Source organism: Sorangium sp. So ce836 (genome assembly GCF_028553905.1).
Classification (GTDB): domain Bacteria; phylum Myxococcota_A; class Polyangia; order Polyangiales; family Polyangiaceae; genus Sorangium; species Sorangium cellulosum_D.
Genome location: NZ_CP102233.1, coordinates 12,313,554 through 12,332,955, shown reverse-complemented (window position 1 = coordinate 12,332,955; position 19,402 = coordinate 12,313,554). Strand labels below are relative to the sequence as shown.

The window sequence follows — 19,402 nt, the reverse complement described above, 5'->3', positions numbered from 1 at the left end:
TCGCGACACCTTCGCCGCGCGACCGCCCGGTCCGGCCGCCCGATGTAGGCAAAAGTGCGTGGATGCGAACGCTGGGTTGCCTTGGTGCGCTGCCCGGTGTCCAATGCGGGCCTTCCAAGGAGATCCGGCATGTTGAAGAAGCGGCGCCTCGCGATCGCGGTCCTGCTGGCCCTCGCCAGCGCGCTCCCGGCGTGCACCCGCAACAAGAAGGCGGACTGCGCGAGCCCCGAGGTGTTCTGCGTGGGCCTCGTGACCGACATGGGCAAGATCGACGACAAGTCGTTCAACCAGTCGGCCTGGGAGGCGATCCAGCGGGCGCAGAAGGAGCTCGGCGCCACGACGCAGTACATCGAGACGACGGATCCCAAGGATTACCCCAAGAACATCGCGACCTTCGCCGAGGAGCAGTACGACGTGGTGGTCACGTCGGGCTTCGGGCTCACCGAGGCGACGCACGCCGCGGCCGATCGGTTCAAGGGCGTCAAGTTCATCGGCATCGACCAGTTCCAGGCCGACACGAAGCCGAACGTGGTGGGCCTGGTCTTCCCCGAGGACCACGGCGGCTTCCTGGTCGGCGCGCTGGCCGCGATGATGACAAAGACCGGCAAGATCGGCGCGGTGCTCGCCACCGACGCCGTCCCGCCCGTCTACCGCTTCGGCGAGGGCTTCCGCGCCGGGGCGCGCCACGTCAAGCCGGACATCGAGCTCAGCGTCGTTTACCACAACGACGTTGGCTTCGATAAGACGTTCACCGATCCCGAGTGGGGGAAGACGACCGCCGTCTCGATGATCGACAAGGGCGTCGACATCGTCTTCGGCGGCGGCGGCAAGACGGGCAACGGCGCGCTGCTCGGCGCGGCCACGAAGGGCGTCTACGCCATCGGCGTCGACACCGACCAGTACTACACGGTGCCCGAGGCCCAGAAGGTCCTGCTCTCCAGCGCCGTCAAGCTCATCACCGAGGGCGCCTTCGACCTCATCCAGATGGCCAAGGAAGGCAAGCTGCCGTCCGGGAACTTCCAGGGCAAGTCGGGCTATGCGCCGTATCACGATCTCGAGGGCAAGGTCCCGGCCGAGGTGAAGGCGAAGATGGAGGAGCTCCGGAGAGGGCTCCTCGACGGGACGCTCAAGACGACGGTGCCGCCCGCCAAGGACGCCAAGTAGCCGCCGTGATCTCCCCGGGCTCCCGCGGATGCGACAGAAGCTGATCCGGCTCTTCGAGCCGCTGCTCCTGCCGGCCCTCTCGGTGTTCACCGCGATGGTCCTGGGCGGCGTGCTCATCGCCCTGGCCGGGGGCAACCCGCTCGAGGCGTACGCGGGCATGCTCGAGGGCGCGTTCGGGTCGCCGCGGGCGGTGAGCGAGACGCTCGTGTGGGCGACGCCGTACATCCTGGCCGGCCTGTCGGTCTCGCTGGCCTTCAAGGGGGGGCTGTTCAACATCGGGGCCGAGGGGCAGCTCGCGCTCGGCGCGCTGTCCGCGGCCTGGGCCGGCCACTGGCTGCCGCGGCTCGTGGGCGGCGGCCTGCCCGCGGCGCTGCACGTGCCCCTGACGCTGCTCCTCGGCGCGCTGGCCGGCGGGCTGTGGGCCGCGGTGCCCGGGTGGATCAAGGCGCGCGCCGGCGGACACGAGGTGATCAGCACGATCATGCTCAACTACGTGGCCCTCAACGCGGTGAGCTTCCTCTTGAACGGCCCGATGAAGGATCCCGCGGCGTCCAACGTGCTGTCCCGCACGCCCCTCATCGACGAGAGCGCGCGCGTCCCCGAGCTCGTGGAGGGCTACCGGCTGCACTGGGGCTTCCCGCTCGCCCTGCTCGCGGCGGCGCTCGTGGGCTGGGTGCTGCAGCGGACGGCGTTCGGCTTCGAGATCCGCACCGCGGGGCAGAGCCCCGACGCCGCGCGCTACGCCGGCGTGCGGGTGGGCCGCACCGTGATCGTGACCATGGCGCTCTCGGGCGCCCTCGCCGGCGTGGCCGGCGCCATCGAGGTGAGCGCGCTCCACCACCGGCACGAGCTCGGGTTCTCGCAGGGCTACGGCTTCGACGCGATCGCCATCGCCCTCCTCGGCAAGGCGCACCCCGGCGGCACGGTGCTCGCGGCCCTGCTGTTCAGCGCGATGCGCAGCGGCGCGACCCGGATGCAGTACCTCACGCAGATCCCCATCGACGTGATCTCCGTCATCCAGGCGCTGATCCTGCTGTTCGTCGCGGCGGACACCCTGGTCCGCCGCATCTACCGGGTCCGCGGCGAGCGCGAGCGGCTCGTGCTCACGCGCGGGTGGGGCGGCTAGGGGGCGGCGATGGGCCATCGACGCTACGCCTTCATCGCGGTGGTCGTGACGGTGCTGGTCGGCGTCGTGGCGCTCGTCGGCGCCTCGCAGGTGCCGCCGCTGACGATCGTGGCCAGCATGGCGGCCACGACCCTCGCGGTGGCCACGCCGCTCACCCTCGGGGCGCTCTCCGGCGTCTTCTGCGAGCGCTCCGGGGTCGTGAACCTCGGCATCGAGGGGATGATGCTCGCGGCCGCGTTCTCGGGCTGGTTCGGGTCGATCTACGCGAGCGCGGTCCTCGGCGTCCCGCCGCTGCCGAGCCTGCTGCTCGGCGTGGCGATCGCGGTCGCGACCGGCGCGCTCCTGGGCCTCTTGCTCGCCGTGCTTGCGGTGACCTTCTCCGTGGACCAGATCCTCGCGGGGACGGTGATCAACTTGCTGGCCGTGGGGCTCACCGGCTTCTTCAACCGACAGCTCTTCTTCGGGCCCGGGAGCGCGTTCGGCGGCCAGGTGCCCCACGCGCCCGGCGTCCTGCCGCGCCTGCACGTCCCGCTCCTCGCGGACGCCCCGATCGTGGGCCCCGTGTTCGAGCAGCAGCCGATCGCCGTCGCCGCCGTCGCGCTGGTCGGGCTGACGCACCTCGTGCTGTTCCGCACGCGGTGGGGCCTGCGCGCGCGCGCCGTGGGCGAGCACCCGCGCGCCGCCGCCACGGTCGGGATCGACGTGGCCCGCGTGCGCACCGTGAACGTCGTGATCGGCGGCGCGATCGCGGGGCTCGGCGGGGCGTACTTCACCCTGGAGTCGGTGCCGTCCTTCGAGCCGATGATGACGAACGGGCGCGGCTTCATCGCCCTCGCGGCGATGATCTTCGGCGACTGGACGCCCTTCGGCGCGTGGGCCGCGGCGCTCGTCTTCGGCGCGGCGCAGGCGTTCCAGATCAACCTCCAGCTCTTCCGCGACCAGATCCCGCCGTCGTGGTCGTTCCTGCAGCAGTCGTCGGTCGTCGGCCTCGTGCCGTACCTCCTGACGCTGCTCATCCTCACCGGCGTCATCGGCAAGACCACGCCGCCGGCCGCCGACGGCCAGCCCTACGAGCCGGAGGGCCGGCGGTGACGGCCGTCCTGGAGGCCCGGGGGATCACCAAGCGGTTCTCCGGCGTCCTGGCGAACGACGGGGTCGATCTCGACCTCCGCGAGGGCGAGATCCACGCCCTGCTCGGGGAGAACGGGGCCGGCAAATCGACCCTGATGAACATCCTTTACGGGCTGCTGCGCCCGGACGGGGGCGAGCTCCGCCGCGGCGGGCGCCCCGTCTCCCTGCGGTCGCCGAGCGACGCGATCGCGCTCGGGATCGGCATGGTGCACCAGCACTTCATGCTCATCCCGGTGTTCACGGTCGCCGAGAACGTCGTGCTCGGCGCCGAGCTCGTGCGCGGCGGCCTGCTCGACCGCCGGCGCGCGAGCGCCGAGGTCCGCGCGCTCTCGGCGCGCCACGGGCTCGACGTCGACCCCGACGCCCGCGTGGAGGACCTCCCGGTCGGCGTGCAGCAGCGCGTGGAGATCCTCAAGGCGCTCTACCGCAAGGCGGAGATCCTGATCCTCGACGAGCCCACGGCCGTGCTCACGCCGCAGGAGGCGGACGAGCTGTTCCGCGTGCTGCGGGGGCTGACGGCGCGGGGGGTCTCGGTCCTGTTCATCACGCACAAGCTCCGGGAGGTGCTCGCGGTCGCGGACCGGGTGACGGTGATGCGCGCGGGCAAGGTGGTGGGCGCCGCGATCCCGGCCGAGACCGACGAGCGCGGCCTGGCGGCGACGATGGTCGGCCGCGAGGTGGCGCTCCAGGTGAGCAAGGCCCCGGCGAGCCCCGGGGCGGTCGTGCTCGAGGTCGAGCGCCTCAGCGTCGCGGGCCGGCGCGGGGCGGGCGCCGACGTGGTCCGCGAGGTCAGCTTCTCGGTGCGCGCCGGCGAGATCCTCGGGATCGCCGGCGTGCAGGGCAACGGCCAGACCGAGCTCGTCGAGGCCGTCACCGGCCTCACGCCGCCGCGCGCCGGGCGCGTGCTCCTCCGGGGCCGCGACGTCACCGGCGCGCCGCCCCGCGACCTCATCGAGCGCGGCGTCTCGCACGTGCCCGAGGACCGCCAGCGCCACGGGCTCGTGCTCTCGTACGCGATCGCGGACAACCTCGTGCTCTGCACCTATCACAAGGCCCCGTTCGCCGTGCGCGGCGTGCTCCGCGACGACGCCCGCGAGGAGAACGCGCGGCGGTTGATAAAGACCTTCGACATACGCGCGCCCGGCCCGGCGACGCCGGTCTCGGCGCTCTCGGGCGGCAACCAGCAGAAGGTGATCCTCGCCCGCGAGATGAGCCGCCCCGTGGAGCTGCTCGTGGCGAGCCAGCCGACGCGCGGCGTGGACGTGGGCTCGATCGAGCACATCCACCGCGAGATCGTGGCGGCGCGCGACGCCGGGGCGGCGGTGCTGCTCGTGTCGGCGGAGCTCGACGAGATCCTCGCGCTGTCGGACCGGATCGCGGTGATGTACCGGGGCGGGATCGTGGCGATGCGCGACGCGGGCGCGGTCTCGCGGACGGAGCTCGGGATGCTGATGGCCGGGGTGCTCCCCGGCGAGGCGGCGCCGGCGCGCGACGGCGAGGCGGCGCCGGCGCGCGAGGCTGGCGAGGCGGGCGAGGCGGGCGCATGAGGGGGCTCGGCGCGGTGGCCGCGGCGGCGCTCCTCGCGGCGGCGGCCGCGGCCCTGTTCGCGCCGCCGTCCGCGGCCGCCCCGACGCTGGAGCAGTACCGGTATTTCCGCGCGCTCTCCCTCGACCTGAAGGGCCGGCTCCCGATGCGCGAGGAGCTCGCCGAGATGGAGTCGCCCGGCTTCGACCTCGACGCCTGGATCGAGCGCAACCTCGACGGCCCGGGGTACGTCGAGCGGCTGACGCGCATTTACATGGATGTCCTGCGGCTGGAGCTCGGCCCGGTGGGGCTGTTCGCGCCGCCGGAGACGACGCTCCGGAGGGCCGAGGTGCTCGGCCCGGACGGCCAGCCGCTCTACGTCTATTTCCGCTACAACCAGCGCCGCCTGAACCCGGTGATCGACGGCGAGTTTTGCTTCTCCGAGGCCGAGAGCGGGCTCCGCGGGAGCTTCCACGCCCTGACGGGGACGCCCAAGCCCATCTCCCAGAAGCTGCTCGACGAGCGGACCACGGTGGTGCGCCCGTTCTGGCTTTACCGCGATTACCTCTCGGTCTCGCCGACGCAGCGTTATGGCGCCGGGTGGAAGGACCCCGACAGCGCCTATGTCCCGCTGCCGCAACTCCTGGTCGAGCCCGACCGCAAGACGCCGACGGTCGAGGTCCGGGTCTGCAAGGAGGAGGCGCAGACCGCCGAGGTCGGCCATATCTACGCGAGCGGCATCCCCCCGTTGCCCGCGGGGGCGCCGCTGCCCGCGGGGCGCGTTCGCCCGCCGATGCCCGAGGATCGCTATGCCATGGAGCACCGGGGCGAGCCGATCTCGTGCCGGAGCGCGCTCGCCTTCGCGATGAGCGTCGATTGCGGCTGCGGCATCGGCCTCGAGCATTGCTTGCCGGGCGACAACTCCGGCAGGGATCCTCCCGCGTTCGTGCTGCCCGCCCACGTCCCGCTCGGCATCGAGAGCCCGATCGGCGCCGCGCCGCGCACGATCTCCGGCTGGAACAAGTTCTGGTGGTCGCAGGAGGCGATTCACCTCATGCAGCACGTCTTCCGGGCCGACCGCGATTTCCGGGAGATCCTCACCGGGCGTTACACGTTCATCAACGGTCCGCTCGCGCAGTTCTATCGATCGAGCGCGCCGGCGGCGTGCTGCTCGCTGCACAAGTCGTTCGGGATGCGCGAGGACGAGGCGCCGCTGTTCTTGCCGGGCGCGGTGCCGCCGGTCGTCGCGCCGCACGACGTCTCGGCGTGGACGTTCATCCCCGATCGCGGGCCGCGCGCGGCGGGGATCGTCACGACGCCGGTGTTCCTGACGAAGTATTCCTCGCGCCGCGCGCGCGGGGCCGCGCTCTACAGCGCGTTCTTGTGCAAGAGCTTCGCGGCCGAGCACGCGGAGCTGCCGCCGTCGGACGAGCCCGATCTCATGGTCCGGCCGGGCTGCTCCAGCTGTCATGCGACGCTGGAGCCGCTCGCCGCGTATTTCACGCGGGTCGAGGAGACGACGTGGACCTATCTGCCTGCCTCGCGGTTTCCGATCGAGAACCCGGTGTGCAAGCTGGACGCGGGGGGCAAGACGGGCGGGTCGTGCCGGCGCTTCTACGACCCTGATTTCTCGAGCAAGGAGCGCGGCGTGCTCCGGGGCGCCTATGCCTCGCCGGATCACGCCGACCGCGGCCCGGCCGGCGCCGCGGCCGATCTCACGCGCAGGCCGGAGTTCGCGTCGTGCGCGGTCGCGCGCGTCACCGAGTCGTTCCTCGGGCGGCCGCTGCGCGACGAGGACGAGGCCTTGCTCCGCGCGCTGCGCGAGCGGTTCGTGTCGCGCGGCTACCGGATGCGGCCCCTGGTCGAGGCGATCGTGCGGTCGCCGGCCTACGCGCGCGCGAGCAACGTGCGGCCGGCGCTGGAGCGCGGCGGCGGGGGAGCGCGGTGATGCGCGGCGGGGGAGCGCGGTGATGCGCGGGGGGGAGGGCGTTCGCCCTTGCCGGGATGGCGGCGGTGGCGGGCGCGTGCGCCCCGCCGGAGGCGGTCGCGCCGCGGCCTGCGGCGCCGCTCCGGGAGACGGGGCAGGTCGCGCAGAGCCGGACGCCGAAGCAGGATCTGCGGCTCATCCCGGCCGAGGCGTACCTGAGGACGTATCTCCGGCTCTTCGGCGGCCTCTCGCCGGCGGAGGTCGAGCGCCGCGCGCGGGGGGACGACAAGGCGGCGCTCTTCGACGCCTGGGAGGACTACCTCACAGCGCTCGGGCTGCCCGATCACGGCCTGGATCTCCCGCGCGGCACGCAGACCAACGCGCTCATGATGGCGGCGTTCGAGCGGCTCGGGATCGCGCTGTGCGACCGCGCCCTGGAGCACGACCTCAAGGCGAGCGCGCCGGTCCCGATCGAGCGCCGGCTGATCTTCGCCTTCGACCTCCCCGCGGAGGACCTCGACGCGGCGGCGTTCGCCCCGCGGTTCGACGTGCTGCACCGGACGTTCCTGAGCTACCCGGCGCGCCTCGCGCCGCCCGACCGGGAGGCGAAGTTCTTCGCGCTCTACCAGGGGACGGTCGCGCGGCACCGCGCGAAGGGCGCGCCGAAGTCGCGGTTTTCGCCGGGCGAGGCGGGGTGGGCGGCGGTGTGTTACGGGCTGGTGAGGCACCCGGAGTTTCATCTGTATTGAGGCCCGGCTGGCACGAGGGTGCGCGGGGGCTCGTGCCGTCCTCGACGTCCAGCGGCGCGCCCGCTCGCTCCGGCATGGCCGGGACGGAAACCCGGTCGGATCGGTAGAGCGCGCTGGGCGCCTGCTCGCCCAGGGGCGTGAGCACGGCGCGCCGGGTGCTCTCGCGAGCGACGATCTCGTACACCGAGCCGCTCGCGTCTGGCGTCGAGCCAGCGCGCGGTGTCCAAGCGGCTCGGGCCAGCTTGCGCACCGGGGGCATCGAGGGGCATGTTGCTCGCGAGAGGCATGGACTGGAGCCGGTTCGACGCGCACGGGAAGGACAAGGCCGAGGCCTTCGAGGCCTTCGCCCGCCAGCTCTTCGAGCGCTGGTGCCGGCGGGAGTATGGGGGTGAGCTCCGGGACATCCCGATCCCCGACGGGTCGGGGGGCGATGGCGGCCTGGACGCGTACGCCGTGCTGGCATCCGGGAAGATCGTAGGCCTGCAGGTGAAGTGGTTTCCCGATCGCCTCGGGCAACCCCAAATCGATCAGATCCACGACTCCTTTCAGACGGCGATCCGGGTACGCCGGAACCTCGTGCGCTGCTGTGTCGCTCTGCCCTGCGCCCTGACCGACGACCGCGGACGCAAGGAGAAGACGGAGCGGGCGCGGTGGAGAGACTGGATTGCCAGGGCGAGAGAGATTGCGCCGAACGTTGAGGTCAATCTCTGGGACGAGGCGAAGCTCGAGGCTCTGCTCGGCGAGAGCGAGAACGAGGGGCTGCACGCCTACTGGTTCCCCGGCAGCGTATTCACATTGAACGACCTGAAACAGCGCTTCGCTGCTGCCCGCCGTGGCTGGCTCAACCTGCGCTACGAGCCACACCTGCACGCAACCGGCCGGCTGGAGGAAGATCTCGCGCTCCGCTTGGGTGAGCCCGAAGCGCGCACGAAGATCCTCCGCCACGTGAAGGAGGCAACGGGCAAGCTGGAGGCGCTTCGCGAGGATGTGGCTCGCCTGGAGCGGTTATCGATTTTTTTGCGCGAAGTCCCTGACGCGGAGCAACTCCGCGTGGCAGCCCTGGACGCCCTGGACCGCATGCTGGATGCAGGCAAGGCGCTGGCATATGCGCTCTGTCACGCCACGCCCCTGCCGGAGCACCTGGAGCCGAGCGAGCACGACGAGGAACACCTTCGGCGGCTCGCCGGGGTGCTCCTCGATCTCGAGCGCGACCGCCTTCACGTCCCCACGCGTAGCATCCGCGAGCACCTGGAGCGCTGTGTCGACGAGCTGGGGCGTCCAATCCCATTGCTTCGTCATGCGTGGGCGCGCTGGCGCGGAGCGCGACTCCTCGGCGCCTACGTCGGTGCGCCGGGCGTCGGGAAGACCTATGGGCTCGCGCATGCCGTCGAGCAGCAGCTGAGCCGCGGGATGCCAGCGGTGATCCTCCGTGCCAGGGATTGCCCTCTCGGAGGGTGGGACGAGATCCTCCAGAAGGCTCTGGACCAACCTCGCTCCCGGCTCCCCGAGATCCTGAACGCCATGGAAGCGACGGCGACTCGCGCTGATGTGCGACGGGCGCGAAGCCCGGTGCAGAATCCAGATGGCGCCGCTGATGTCCAGGACCCTGCCGCGCAGTCCGGAGCCAACCCGGGCCACGGTGACGGGGTGGAGCCCGAGCCGGTCTGCTTTCTGCTCGCGATCGATGGCCTGGAGGAGTCGGGGCAGCACCGCCGCTGGGCCGAGCTGCTCGGCGAGCTCTCCGTGCACCTCGAGCGCCACCCCCGCGTACGGGCCGCGGTGACCCTGCGAACGGCCAGCCGCGAGGCGATCCTGGGTCGTGTACGCGTCGACCTCTTCGATGAGATCGCGCTCCCCACGGGCGGCGAGGTCGACACGCTGCTGCGGGCCACCTGTGGAGCGATGCACATTGAGCTCCCGGACAGGCGCGTCCGCTGGGCGATCCGAGAGCCCCTGAGTGTGCGGCTCTACTGCGAGCTCCGCCGCCGGATGCCAGCGCACTCAGCAGGCTGGGGCTCTCGGCCCCAGGACGTGTCCCTCACGGCGCTGCTCGGCGAGAAGCTCCGGCGCATCGAAGAAGAGCTGCAGGACAAGCGCGGGTGGAGCCGGCGCGTCCCCCTGCGAGAGGCGCTCACGGCGCTCGCCGAGGCCAGCATGGGGCGCGGTGCCATACGCCGTGACGACGCTGTCGCAGCGGTTTGTGCAGCGATCCCGCCGGCGCAGGGGCTCTCGATCGTCGACGTCCACTGGCTGCTCGAACAGGCCAAGGAGCACGCCCTCGTCACCGAGTGGGCGGTCGAGTCGGATGACCTCCTTCCGCCGATCCTGCATGTCGAGCTGGCATTCGAGCCCCTCGTGGACTACCTGATCGCCCGCCGAGCATGCGACGCGGCGCGGGACGCGCTGGCCCGAGGCGAGGCGTCTCCGCTCCCCGAGGTGCTGCGGGATCGGCGCGACGCCTTGACGCAGGCGGCGCTCCTGCTCGCGCAGAAGGGGTTCAGCCTGGTTCGTTCGGGCCTCTGGCGCGATCAGCTGCCGCGCGAGGAGATAGAGCGCCTGGAGCTGAGGGCCATCGCCGCGCTGGACGACGGCGCAGCCCGCACCTACCACGGATGGGTGCTCGAGCGGCTGCGGGCCAGCATGCCCTCGTGCCGGCGGGTGCTGGCCGAGCTCTGCGTTCCGGTGGCTCGGGACGTGACGCACCCTTTCGGCCCTCGCTTCGTCCATGAGGCGCTCCTGTCCCTCTTGCCGGCGAAGCGTGACCAGTTCTGGTCAGGTCCTCGGCATCTGCCCGGAGACGGCGGACAGCCATGGGAAGGGAGCGGCGATCGGGCCTTGGAGGAGCTCACGCTCGAAGACGACCCGGCGGACGGTCCGCCGCTGCTCCTGGCCTGGGCGCTCACGTCGGTGGACACGGCCTGGCGCAGGCGCCTCCGCGCCGAGCTGGCGCGTTGGGCCTCCAGAGATATCGGCGAGCTGCTCCGATGGTTGGATCTGGTGATTTGCACCAACGATCCCCAAATGGTCGAGGACGTCTCGATGGTGGCCTACGGGGCCGCCTGCCTGACCGGCGCGGATCCGAGCCTGGTGCAGCTCGTCCGGTGGGTCGACGAGCACGTGCTCGCTCCGGACGCCCCGCATCGCCGGGAGGACGTCGCGGTGCTCCATGCAGCGCGCGGCATCGTCGAGCGCGCGCGCGCCGTGGGCGTCGTCGTGGATCCTGCCATTCTCGAACGGGCGCATCGGTTCTATGCGCCGACCGGGGAAACGCTCCCCATGGACGCCGAGGCCGCCCGAGCGGCGAGCGACCATCACGGAGTCGAGCCCGTCTCGACGAGGTTCGCCTGGTACGTCGTGCCTCCGGCCATCGACCCGTTCTTCCGGTACGCGGCCTCGATGGATCTGCACCTGTGGTCGCCGGAGCGAGCAGCGCGGCTTGACCCGCGCGCCGACCGAATCCTACGCGCGCATGCGGAGCAGGCGGAGCTCCCCGCGCTCTCTCCGCTTCGGTTCGCGTTCGGCGCGCTCGTGGCACACCTGCGCGCGGTGGGCTGGAACGAGGCTGAGTTCTACGGCGACTCGCGTGACGATGGCCCGGCCGCGACCGTAGGGATGGATGTGGCGATCGCGCGGTACCACGGCGATGCCAGGGTACGTGGGGAGGTCAGCCCGGTGTGTACGGTGGCCGAGAAGTACATCAGGGCCGGCTGCCGTCAGCTGCAAGCTTATCTCGCGGCGCGCGCGCCTGCGGACGTGCGCGGCGTAGCCAACGGGCCGATCGAGCCGCCTGTGGATCCTGTGCGCATCGCCCAGATCGAGCCCAACCCCGCGAGCGACGCCGCCCTGGAGTCCTCCAGGGAAGGAGACCCCTGGGTGTTCTGGGCGGATGACGGCCTCGTCTCCTCGATCCACCTGGACTCCCAGGACCAGGTGGATCGAGCCGTCGAGTGGGTGAGGACAGCCCCGCCACCCGAGATCGAGCCCTGGCTTCGTCTTCCGAGAGGCGCAGCCCCGCGCTTCGAACGGGAAGAAGACGAGTGGATCACCCTCTGGGGAGAAGTTCGCGCACGTGAGCGGGAGAGTCAGGCCGACTCCACGCTATGCATCGGAGCCGGCGCGGTGGCAGAGCGCGACGCCGGGTTGCTTGCGTTTCACGCGCGCTCTGTTGACCCACAAACCCTCGGTCTCCTCTGCGAGGACGGCGAGTTGGGGTGTGATGGTGTCGATCCTGGGGAGGCCATGTGGGCTCCCTGGTCGGAAGAGCGCATCGGAGCGTACGAGATTCCGACGGGCGATCGAGCGATCGAGCTGACGGGCACCTCCGTTGAGGCCGGCTATCGTGGGCTTCGTGGCATCGCCAGGTCCTGCAGGCTCCCGGCCAGATGGCTACGGGTCCTCCTCGGTCTCGTCGACGCGAAGCCCGTGGGAGGAGGCGCGAACTGGTGCTTCATGGATCGCGAAGGGCGCGTAGAGGCCGTTTATTCTCATCATTCGACGGGACAAATCACATGGCAGAAGGCGCTCGTGGTCAGGCGCCGTGCGCTTGAGCGAGCGCTGGACGCCCAGAATCAACGCCTCGTCTGGAGCGTTAGGCTGCTTCGCGAACCCGCCCCCGGGATCATCGACCATCACTCGAAAGACGCGCCATCTGCGCTTCGCGGCTGGCTCTGGCTCGCGGTGATGGGCGACGCGAGCGTCGGCGGCCTGAGGATCGACGTCGTACGCTTGCCCGGTTCAGGCGGCGTCCGCGGGGCTGACGAACCCGACGCTGCAAGCCGAGCAGCCCCGGCTCGATGCGGCGCTTCCGAGGCTCCGATCGGCCCTGGCAACCCGGAGCTGGCCACACCGCTCTCCAGCGATCTCGATGACGATCAGGCCATCCCCTATTTTCTCTGGGACGATCCCATTCCTGTCAGCGAGGTTCGGCGCCGGCTGAAGAGCGCCTCGCCGCCCGAGCGCGACCGTCTGCTGGGCAAGATCCTGCGCGAAGCCCAGGACCCCGACGTCTGGCGGTTCACCACACCCGAAGAGGTCGCAGCGCGGTTCAATCAGCTGGCGCGGCATCTCGGGCGACGCAGGCGCTTCTGGGAGTTTCTGCTGAAGCTATGGCACAAGGAGGGTCTACTTGAGCAAGAGCCTGCTTAGCCCGTTGCAGGAGGAGGTGCTCGCGGCATTCTTTCGTCGCGAACGGCGGTTCTTCGTGACGGGGGGGGCGGCGCTCGCTGGCTTTCACCTCCACCACCGGCGAACTGCGGATCTGGATCTCTTCACGACCTCGGTGGATCTCGACCACGCGGATGAGGCCTTGAGCGGTCGCGCAGGAGATCGGCGGTACGATCGAGAACAAAGAGACCGCGCCCACGTTTCGCCGCCGCCTGGTGAAGCGGGGGAAGGATCGGGTGATGGTCGATCTGGTCGTCGATCACACCTTCCAGGTCGACCCGGAGAAGCAGCTCTTCGGCGACATCCGGGTGGACCCGCCGGAGGAGATCTTGGCCAACAAGCTCTGCGCGCTGCTGTCCCGCTCGGAGATCCGCGATCTGGTCGACGTCTTCGCGCTGGAACGGGCAGGCTACAGCGTGGAGGACGCGCTGCCGCGTGCCAAGCGAAAGGATGGTGCTGTGACGCCCGGCTCCCTGGCATGGATCCTCTCGGAGATCGAGATCGGCGATGATGCCTCCGTCCCGGGGGACATCCCGGTGCCGGAGCTGCGTGCCTTTCTCCAGGATCTCATCTCTCGTCTAGGGCGCTTGGCCTACCCCACGCGGAGCGACGACGCCTGAGGAGCCTCTCGAGCGGCGCGAGGCTGGGGAGGCACGGATGTACCGGCCCCCGATCCGTTCGGTCTCTCATTGTCGCGGATCACCAGCGTACCTGCGGGTTCGCCAGCCGCCCCGGGAGCGCCGGTGAACACGCCTAGCAGCCCCGGGAACGCGTCCAGCACCGGCGGGGAGCGTAGCCAGCAGCTCCGGGAACGTGTCCAGCAGCGCCGACGAGCGCGCCCAGCAGTCCCGAGGAGCGTGTCCAGCAACTCCGGGAAGCATACCCAGCAACTCCGGGAAGCATACCCAGCAACTCCGGGAAGCATACCCAGCAACTCCGGGAAGCGTACCCAGCAGCTCCGAGGAGCGCACCCAGCAACTCCGGGAAGGTGCCCAGCAACTCCGGGGAGCGCACCCAGCGACCGCTGGCGCGCGCGCCCGGTCCGCTGGCCGGCGTCCGGGATGGGCTGGCACGCTCCCGAACGCTGCTGTCCTGGTTGCGGCGCCGCGGCGGAACGCGCCACCCTCCGCCCCGAGCCGCCGGTCTCGCGTGACTCCCCAGGCCCCCATGGCGGGATGGCGGCGCGATGGCGCGCTTCTTCAACACCGCCGGCCCGTGCAGACCCGACCTGCACTACATGGTCGACCCCCTCCGGCGCATCGAGCGGCTGCACCGGCTGATCGACCGACAGAGCTACTTCGTCGTGCACGGTCCGCGGCAGACGGGCAAGACCATGTCGCTCCTGTCCCTGGCCGCCGCGCTCGTGCAGGAAGGTCGCTACGCCGCGGCGCTCCTGTCGCTCGAGGTCGGCCGCGCCTTCCCGGAGGACGTCGGCGCCGCGGAGTCCGCGATTCTCCAATCCTTCCGTGACGATGCGGCCTTCCAGCTCCCGCCCGACCAGCGCCCGCCGCCCTGGCCTGACGGGCCGCCGGGCCACCGCCTCGCCGACGCGCTCGCTGCCTTCCAGCTCACCTGCGGGCAGCCCTCGCTGGTCAACGCGCTGGCCCGCGCGATGGTGGACGAGCTCGTGCCCGACCGCAGCGTGACGCTCCTGCCCGCGCACGTGCGCGCCGCCCGCGATGCCATCGTCCTCCGGCAGGACACGCACCTCGACAGCCTCGCAAAGCGCCTGCGGGACGACCGGGTGCGCACGGTGATTGAGTCCATCATCACCGGTTCGTCGCTGGGCGCGGTCCCGGACGATGACCAGCGGTACGCGATGGACCTGGGGCTCGTACGCCAAGCGGAGGGCGGTGTGCTGGGGATCGCCAACCCCATCTATCGAGAGATCTTCCAGGGCCGTCTGTCCGCAGCCGCGGTTGCCCGTCGCGCCATCGACAGATGGCGCGAGGAGAACGCCAGTCGCCTGTTGTCGAGGGACGAGCTCGATGCCGTGCTGAGCGCGGAGCGCGACAGCTGGGGCGAGCCGTGAGCCGAGGCAGGATCACCGTCACGATCGTCGTCCGATCCCCTCCGCCTCGCGCACGGCCACCTGCTTGCCGTTGAACGCCACGGCGAGCGCGTGCACCGGAGACGCGCCGGCGGCCCGGAGCTCGGCCGTGTAATCCCTGCGGGCGATCTGCGCTATCCCCTCGTCGAGCGCCTGCTCCAGCGTCTGGCCGCCCCGCGCCACCTTCATCTCGAGCACGACCCCGGGCTTGCCCGGCTGCCGGGGCCGCACGAGCACATCGGGCCTCCCTTCGCCGGACTCGCGGTTCGACCGCACCTCGTAATCCGGCTCGAGCGTGGCGAGCAGGCCCGCGACGAACCCGTGATAGACCTCCTCCGGACCGAGGCGGCGCGCCTCGTGGTACGAGAGCACGTTCGTCACGAACGCCCGGAGCTGCTCCTCGAACGTGGCCGCATCGCCGCTCAGCAGCGCCCGCACCAGCCGTCGCGAGCTCGCGCCTTGCCCGGACAGCCGCTCGGCCATCCAGTCGCGGAAGGTGCTGGTATACACCTCGCGCACCTCGTCGTTCGGGATCGACAACCGATAGGCCGGCACATGGGTCGTTCCGGTCTCCGTCGCCTCGGCGCGCAGGTACCCCGAGAAGACGAGCAGGGCGAAGAGCGCCCGCGGGCTGCCCGGCAGCTGGTCCAGGGCCACGTTCTCATCGAGCCGCTGCTCGATCGCGCCCCCCTCGAGCAAGACCGCGATGTCGTCCTCGACGTCCAGCGCGTGAAACACCAGGAGATCCCGGATGAGCTCGTTCGCGCTGGTAGACACCCAGTAGCTGCGCGTGCGCCTGTCGTCGCTGGCGAGGAAGCTCAGCACGGACCACGGATTGTAAACCACGGTCTCGCCGAACACGTACCCGTTGTAGGCGCGGCGCACGCTCTCGAGCCGGTCGAGCGCATCCCCGTCCGTGAGGAGCGCGAGCACCTCGGGCTCGGTGAAGCCGAAGCAGGTGGAGAACTCCGGGCGGAGGAGCGAGTAGACCCCGATGTTGTTGAGGCCAGAGAAGATGCTCTCCCTCGCCACGCGCAGGATGCCCGTGAGGACCGCCCTGGCGAGGTGGGGATTGTCCTTGATCCCGCCGGTCAGGAAGGCACGGAAGAAGTCGAGGACCTCGCGGGCGTAGCCCCCGACGAACCCGGCGTGGATGGGCTCGTCGTACTCATCGATGAGGATGACGACCTTCTCGCCGTAGGCCCGGTGCAGGTACGCGGATAGATCGCAGAGCGCTCGCTGGTAGAGCACCTCGTCCGCCGTGCCGTCGAGGATCGCACGGTAGTCGCGCGCCTCCCGCTCGCTGAGCGCGCCCGCGTCGAGCAGCGCCCGGTGCTCGTCGAACAGCGCCTCGATCTTCTTCCGGATGGCCATCTGGCACGCCTCGAAGGCCGGCGCCTTGACGTCCCGGAAGGTCATGAACACGACCGGATAGCGCTGGAAGTGCGCCCGGTACGCCTCGCCCGCGCGCCAGATGGCGAGGCCCTCGAAGAGGTGCGACAGATCCTCGTCACGCCGCTCGAAGAAGTACCGGAGCATCGACAGGTTCAGCGTCTTGCCGAACCGGCGCGGCCGCGGGAGCAGGAGCCCGAGGAGCCCCGGGCGATCGAGCAGCTCCTGGATGAGGTGCGACTTGTCGACATAGACGAGCCCGCGCTCGCGCAGATCGCGAAAATCGGAGACGCCGATGGGGATGTGCTGGATCATGGGAACGCTCGACGCGCCGGCATCCGGAGCATGGAGAAGCGCGCGCAGGGGAGCAAGCGACCAGCTCGGACCGGAGGCCGCCGCGCGGCGCGCGCGGCGATCGCGCGCTGGCCTCCGGCGCTCCCCGAGCGGCCCCGCGCTCTCTTGCGTGCCGCCATCCCCGAGCGCAAACTGCGCTCGAGATGGCCCATGGTCTCCCGCGCCGCGCGCTGCTCCAGGCCGCCGCGGGCGCGGCGCTCTCCGGCGTGCTCGGCCTGCCGGCGCGCGCGCTCGCCGCGCACGGCGAGGCGGCGGAGGACGAGTTCTTCCTCTTCATCCACGCGTCCGGCGGCTGGGACGTGACGCTCTGGGCCGACCCGCGGAACGAGAGCAAGGGGCTCGTGACCCCGGCGACGACCGACAACACCGACACGGCGCCGCTCCGCCTCTGGGTCGACGCGCCCGCGGCCGGCGGCGCGAAGAGCTTCGCACCCGTCACGCCGAAGGGATCGAGCCTCACGTTCGGCCCGGGCATCGGCGCCCTCGCGGACCTGCACGACCGGCTATGCATCGTCAACGGCCTGGCCATGAACACCGTGAGCCACCCCGACGGCACCGCCTTCGCGACCACCGGGCGGCACCTGAGCGGCGGCCGCGTCCTGGCCTCCAGCCTCGACGCCATCTGCGCCAGCGAGCTCGGCGCGAGCCAGACCTTCCCCGCCGTCTCCGTGCAGTTCCCCTCGGCGTTCGTGGGCGACCGCCTCGACCGGCGCGCCGTCCCGCTCACGGTCGGCGACATCGGCACGATCAGCCGCTCCCTCGCCCGCGCGCGGCACTACGACACCGACGAGGACCGCGCCGCCGTGACCGCGCTCCTCTCCGAGGAGGCCAGGTCCCTCGCCGCGCGATCGCGCTACACCGACGCCCTGAACGGCTTCGCGATCCAGTCGGAAGCGCTGGGCAAGATGCTGAACGCCGGGCTCCAGGACGTGTTCTCCAGGGGCAAGCTCATCCAGGCGCACCCGGAGCTCGACCACAAGGCCCGCTTCGCCCGCCAGGCGGCCGTCAACGCGGCGTTCGCGATCGAGGCCATGCGGCGGAACGTGGTCCGCTGCGTGAGCTTCGCGAGCGACGGGTTCGACACGCACACGAGCAACTACCGTCAGCACGCGGCCACGCAGCAGGAGCTCTTCGACCTGATCGCCGCCCTCCTCGGCTCGCTCGACAAGGCCCCGCACCCGACCCGGGCCGGCAAGAAGCTCTCGGATCACACGCACATCCTCGTGACGAGCGACTTCTGCCGCACGCCGCAGCTCAACACGGCGATGGGCCGCGACCACTACCCCAACAACTCGGCGATGGTGATCTCCCCCCGCTTCCGCGGGGGCATCTCGTTCGGCAAGACCGACCCGGAGCAGCTCCTGCCGGCCCCGGCGAAGACGTTCCAGGGCGGGCCGCGGCCGATCGCCCCGCCGGACCTGCTCGCCACCTTCCTGTTCGCCTTCGGCATCCCCCCGCTCGAGCACCTGCGCGACGGCGAGGTGGTGCCGGAGCTGCTCCAGCGGCCGTGACGCCCGTGCGCCGAGCGGCGCCCCTGGCGGCGTTCGCGCCCGCCTGCCTCGCCGCGCTCGCCCGCCTCGCCGCGCTCGCCTGCCTCGCCGCGCTCGCGCTCGCGCTCGCCGGCTGCGCCTCGTCGGCCGCGTCCCCGCGCCCGCCGCTCGCCGTGCGCCCGGTCGCCTGGCCCGCCCCGGGGGAGCTCGGCCCGGTCCGCGCGGTCGCCGACGACGGCGACCGCGTCGTCCTGTTCCACGACGGCGCCGCGGCGGTCTTCGTGAACGGCGCGCTCGCCCGGGTGGAGCGCGCGCCCCACCGCTGGGCGAGCGCCGCGGTGGTGCCCGCGCCCGACGGCTACGGCACGTGGATCGTCGGGGTCGACGCCGAGGGCCGGCTGTTCAGGCTGCCGAGCCGGGGGGCGTTCGAGCCTGTCGCCGATCTCTACGGCCTCGAGCGCGCCGCGGTCCGGGCAGCGGCCGGCCTCGGCCTCGGCGGCGGCGCCGCCTTCGCGCTGGACGGCGAGATCGCGGTGGCGGACGGCGAGCGCGTCACGCGCTACGCGGCCGGGCCGCTCGCGGCGTTCGCGGCGGGCGGAGGGCGCGTGGCGTTCGCGCTCGGCGGCGAGGAGGTCCTCGCCCTCGACGTGGCCCCGAGGGCGCTGCGATCGTACCCGCTCGAGGCCGACGGCCCCGCGCCGCTCCTCGCCGTGACGGGCGCGGGCGCGCTGCTCGCGGCGACGCCGGCGGCGCTCTACGCGGAGGACGGCGCCGGCGTGCTGCGCCTCCGGCTGCGGGCGAGCGCGGCGCTCCACGGGCTCGCCGTCTCCGGCGAGCGCGTGTGGTTCGCCGACGGCGGCGAGCTCGGCGTGCTCGACGCCGCGGGCACGCGCGCGACCCGCGGCGCGCGCCTCCCGGAGGCCGGCCGGCTCATCGGATCGCCGAGCGGCGACGTCTGGCTGCTCGCGGCGGGCGCCCTCCGGCGCTTCGCCGCGGACGACGCCGGCGCCGGGCCCGCCTGGGACGACATCGCGCCGGTGTTCGACCGGGCGTGCGCGCGCTGCCACCGCCCGCGCGGCGAGGGCGGCGTCGACCTCTCGACCCGCGCGGCGTGGGCGTCGCTCCGGGAGGCCATCGCGCGCCGGGTCGTCGAGGAGCGGACCATGCCGCCCCCGGGGCACGCGCTGTCCGAGGCCGATCGGGCGCGGATCCGCGATTTCGTCGAGCGCCTCGCGCCGCCCGCGCGTCCGGGCGGCGCGCGCCCGTCGGCGCGGCCGTGACGCGCTGACCGGCGCGGTCGTGACGCGCCCGCCCGCGTCGCCGTGACGCGCG

General features: G+C 71.8%; 12 protein-coding genes. 11 read left to right on the top strand and 1 reads right to left on the bottom strand.

Annotated elements, in window-relative coordinates; all coding sequences use genetic code 11:
• Positions 1-129: 129 nt before the first annotated feature.
• The 9 genes from NQZ70_RS45055 to NQZ70_RS45015 all read left to right on the top strand — a co-directional run bounded on the left by NQZ70_RS45055 (position 130) and on the right by NQZ70_RS45015 (position 14,816).
• On the top strand, positions 130-1,164 hold the full coding sequence (locus NQZ70_RS45055; RefSeq protein WP_129579738.1) for a BMP family protein: 1,035 nt from the start codon (positions 130-132) through the stop codon (positions 1,162-1,164).
• Positions 1,165-1,192: 28 nt separating this feature from the next.
• Complete coding sequence (locus NQZ70_RS45050) at positions 1,193-2,290, top strand: ABC transporter permease (protein ID WP_129579737.1); 1,098 nt, start codon at positions 1,193-1,195, stop codon at positions 2,288-2,290.
• 9 nt (positions 2,291-2,299) lie between these two features.
• Positions 2,300-3,382, top strand: a complete 1,083-nt coding sequence (locus NQZ70_RS45045; protein ID WP_129579736.1) for an ABC transporter permease — start codon at positions 2,300-2,302, stop codon at positions 3,380-3,382.
• Complete coding sequence (locus NQZ70_RS45040; protein WP_129579735.1) at positions 3,379-4,968, top strand: ABC transporter ATP-binding protein; 1,590 nt, start codon at positions 3,379-3,381, stop codon at positions 4,966-4,968. Before NQZ70_RS45045 ends, NQZ70_RS45040 begins: the two co-directional genes overlap by 4 nt.
• Positions 4,965-6,893, top strand: coding sequence for a DUF1585 domain-containing protein (locus NQZ70_RS45035; protein WP_129579734.1), 1,929 nt, complete (start codon positions 4,965-4,967; stop codon positions 6,891-6,893). The genes NQZ70_RS45040 and NQZ70_RS45035 overlap by 4 nt, the downstream gene beginning before the upstream one ends.
• Before the next feature lie 56 nt (positions 6,894-6,949).
• Complete coding sequence (locus NQZ70_RS45030) at positions 6,950-7,621, top strand: hypothetical protein (RefSeq protein ID WP_129581958.1); 672 nt, start codon at positions 6,950-6,952, stop codon at positions 7,619-7,621.
• 267 nt (positions 7,622-7,888) lie between these two features.
• Positions 7,889-12,766 carry a hypothetical protein gene (locus tag NQZ70_RS45025; RefSeq protein WP_129579733.1) on the top strand — a complete coding sequence of 1,626 codons (4,878 nt, stop codon included), beginning with the start codon at positions 7,889-7,891 and terminating at the stop codon, positions 12,764-12,766.
• 233 nt (positions 12,767-12,999) lie between these two features.
• The gene (locus NQZ70_RS45020) at positions 13,000-13,404 is read left to right on the top strand and encodes a nucleotidyl transferase AbiEii/AbiGii toxin family protein (RefSeq protein ID WP_257792749.1); all 405 of its coding nucleotides are present in this window, start codon (positions 13,000-13,002) and stop codon (positions 13,402-13,404) included.
• Between the two features lie 566 nt (positions 13,405-13,970).
• On the top strand, positions 13,971-14,816 hold the full coding sequence (locus NQZ70_RS45015) for a hypothetical protein (protein ID WP_129579731.1): 846 nt from the start codon (positions 13,971-13,973) through the stop codon (positions 14,814-14,816).
• Between the two features lie 18 nt (positions 14,817-14,834).
• Here the strand turns inward: NQZ70_RS45015 and NQZ70_RS45010 are convergent, their stop codons facing one another.
• Positions 14,835-16,541: an AAA family ATPase gene (locus NQZ70_RS45010; protein WP_129579730.1), complete on the bottom strand. Its 1,707-nt coding sequence runs from the start codon at positions 16,539-16,541 to the stop codon at positions 14,835-14,837.
• A gap of 182 nt (positions 16,542-16,723) precedes the next feature.
• Between NQZ70_RS45010 and NQZ70_RS45005 the strand changes: the two genes are divergently transcribed.
• Together NQZ70_RS45005 and NQZ70_RS45000 are read left to right on the top strand one after the other, a co-directional pair.
• A complete protein-coding gene (locus tag NQZ70_RS45005; protein ID WP_129579729.1) occupies positions 16,724-18,091 on the top strand; it encodes a DUF1501 domain-containing protein in 1,368 nt (455 codons plus the stop codon).
• Positions 18,088-19,350, top strand: a complete 1,263-nt coding sequence (locus NQZ70_RS45000; protein ID WP_129579728.1) for a cytochrome c — start codon at positions 18,088-18,090, stop codon at positions 19,348-19,350. Before NQZ70_RS45005 ends, NQZ70_RS45000 begins: the two co-directional genes overlap by 4 nt.
• Positions 19,351-19,402 lie beyond the last annotated feature (52 nt).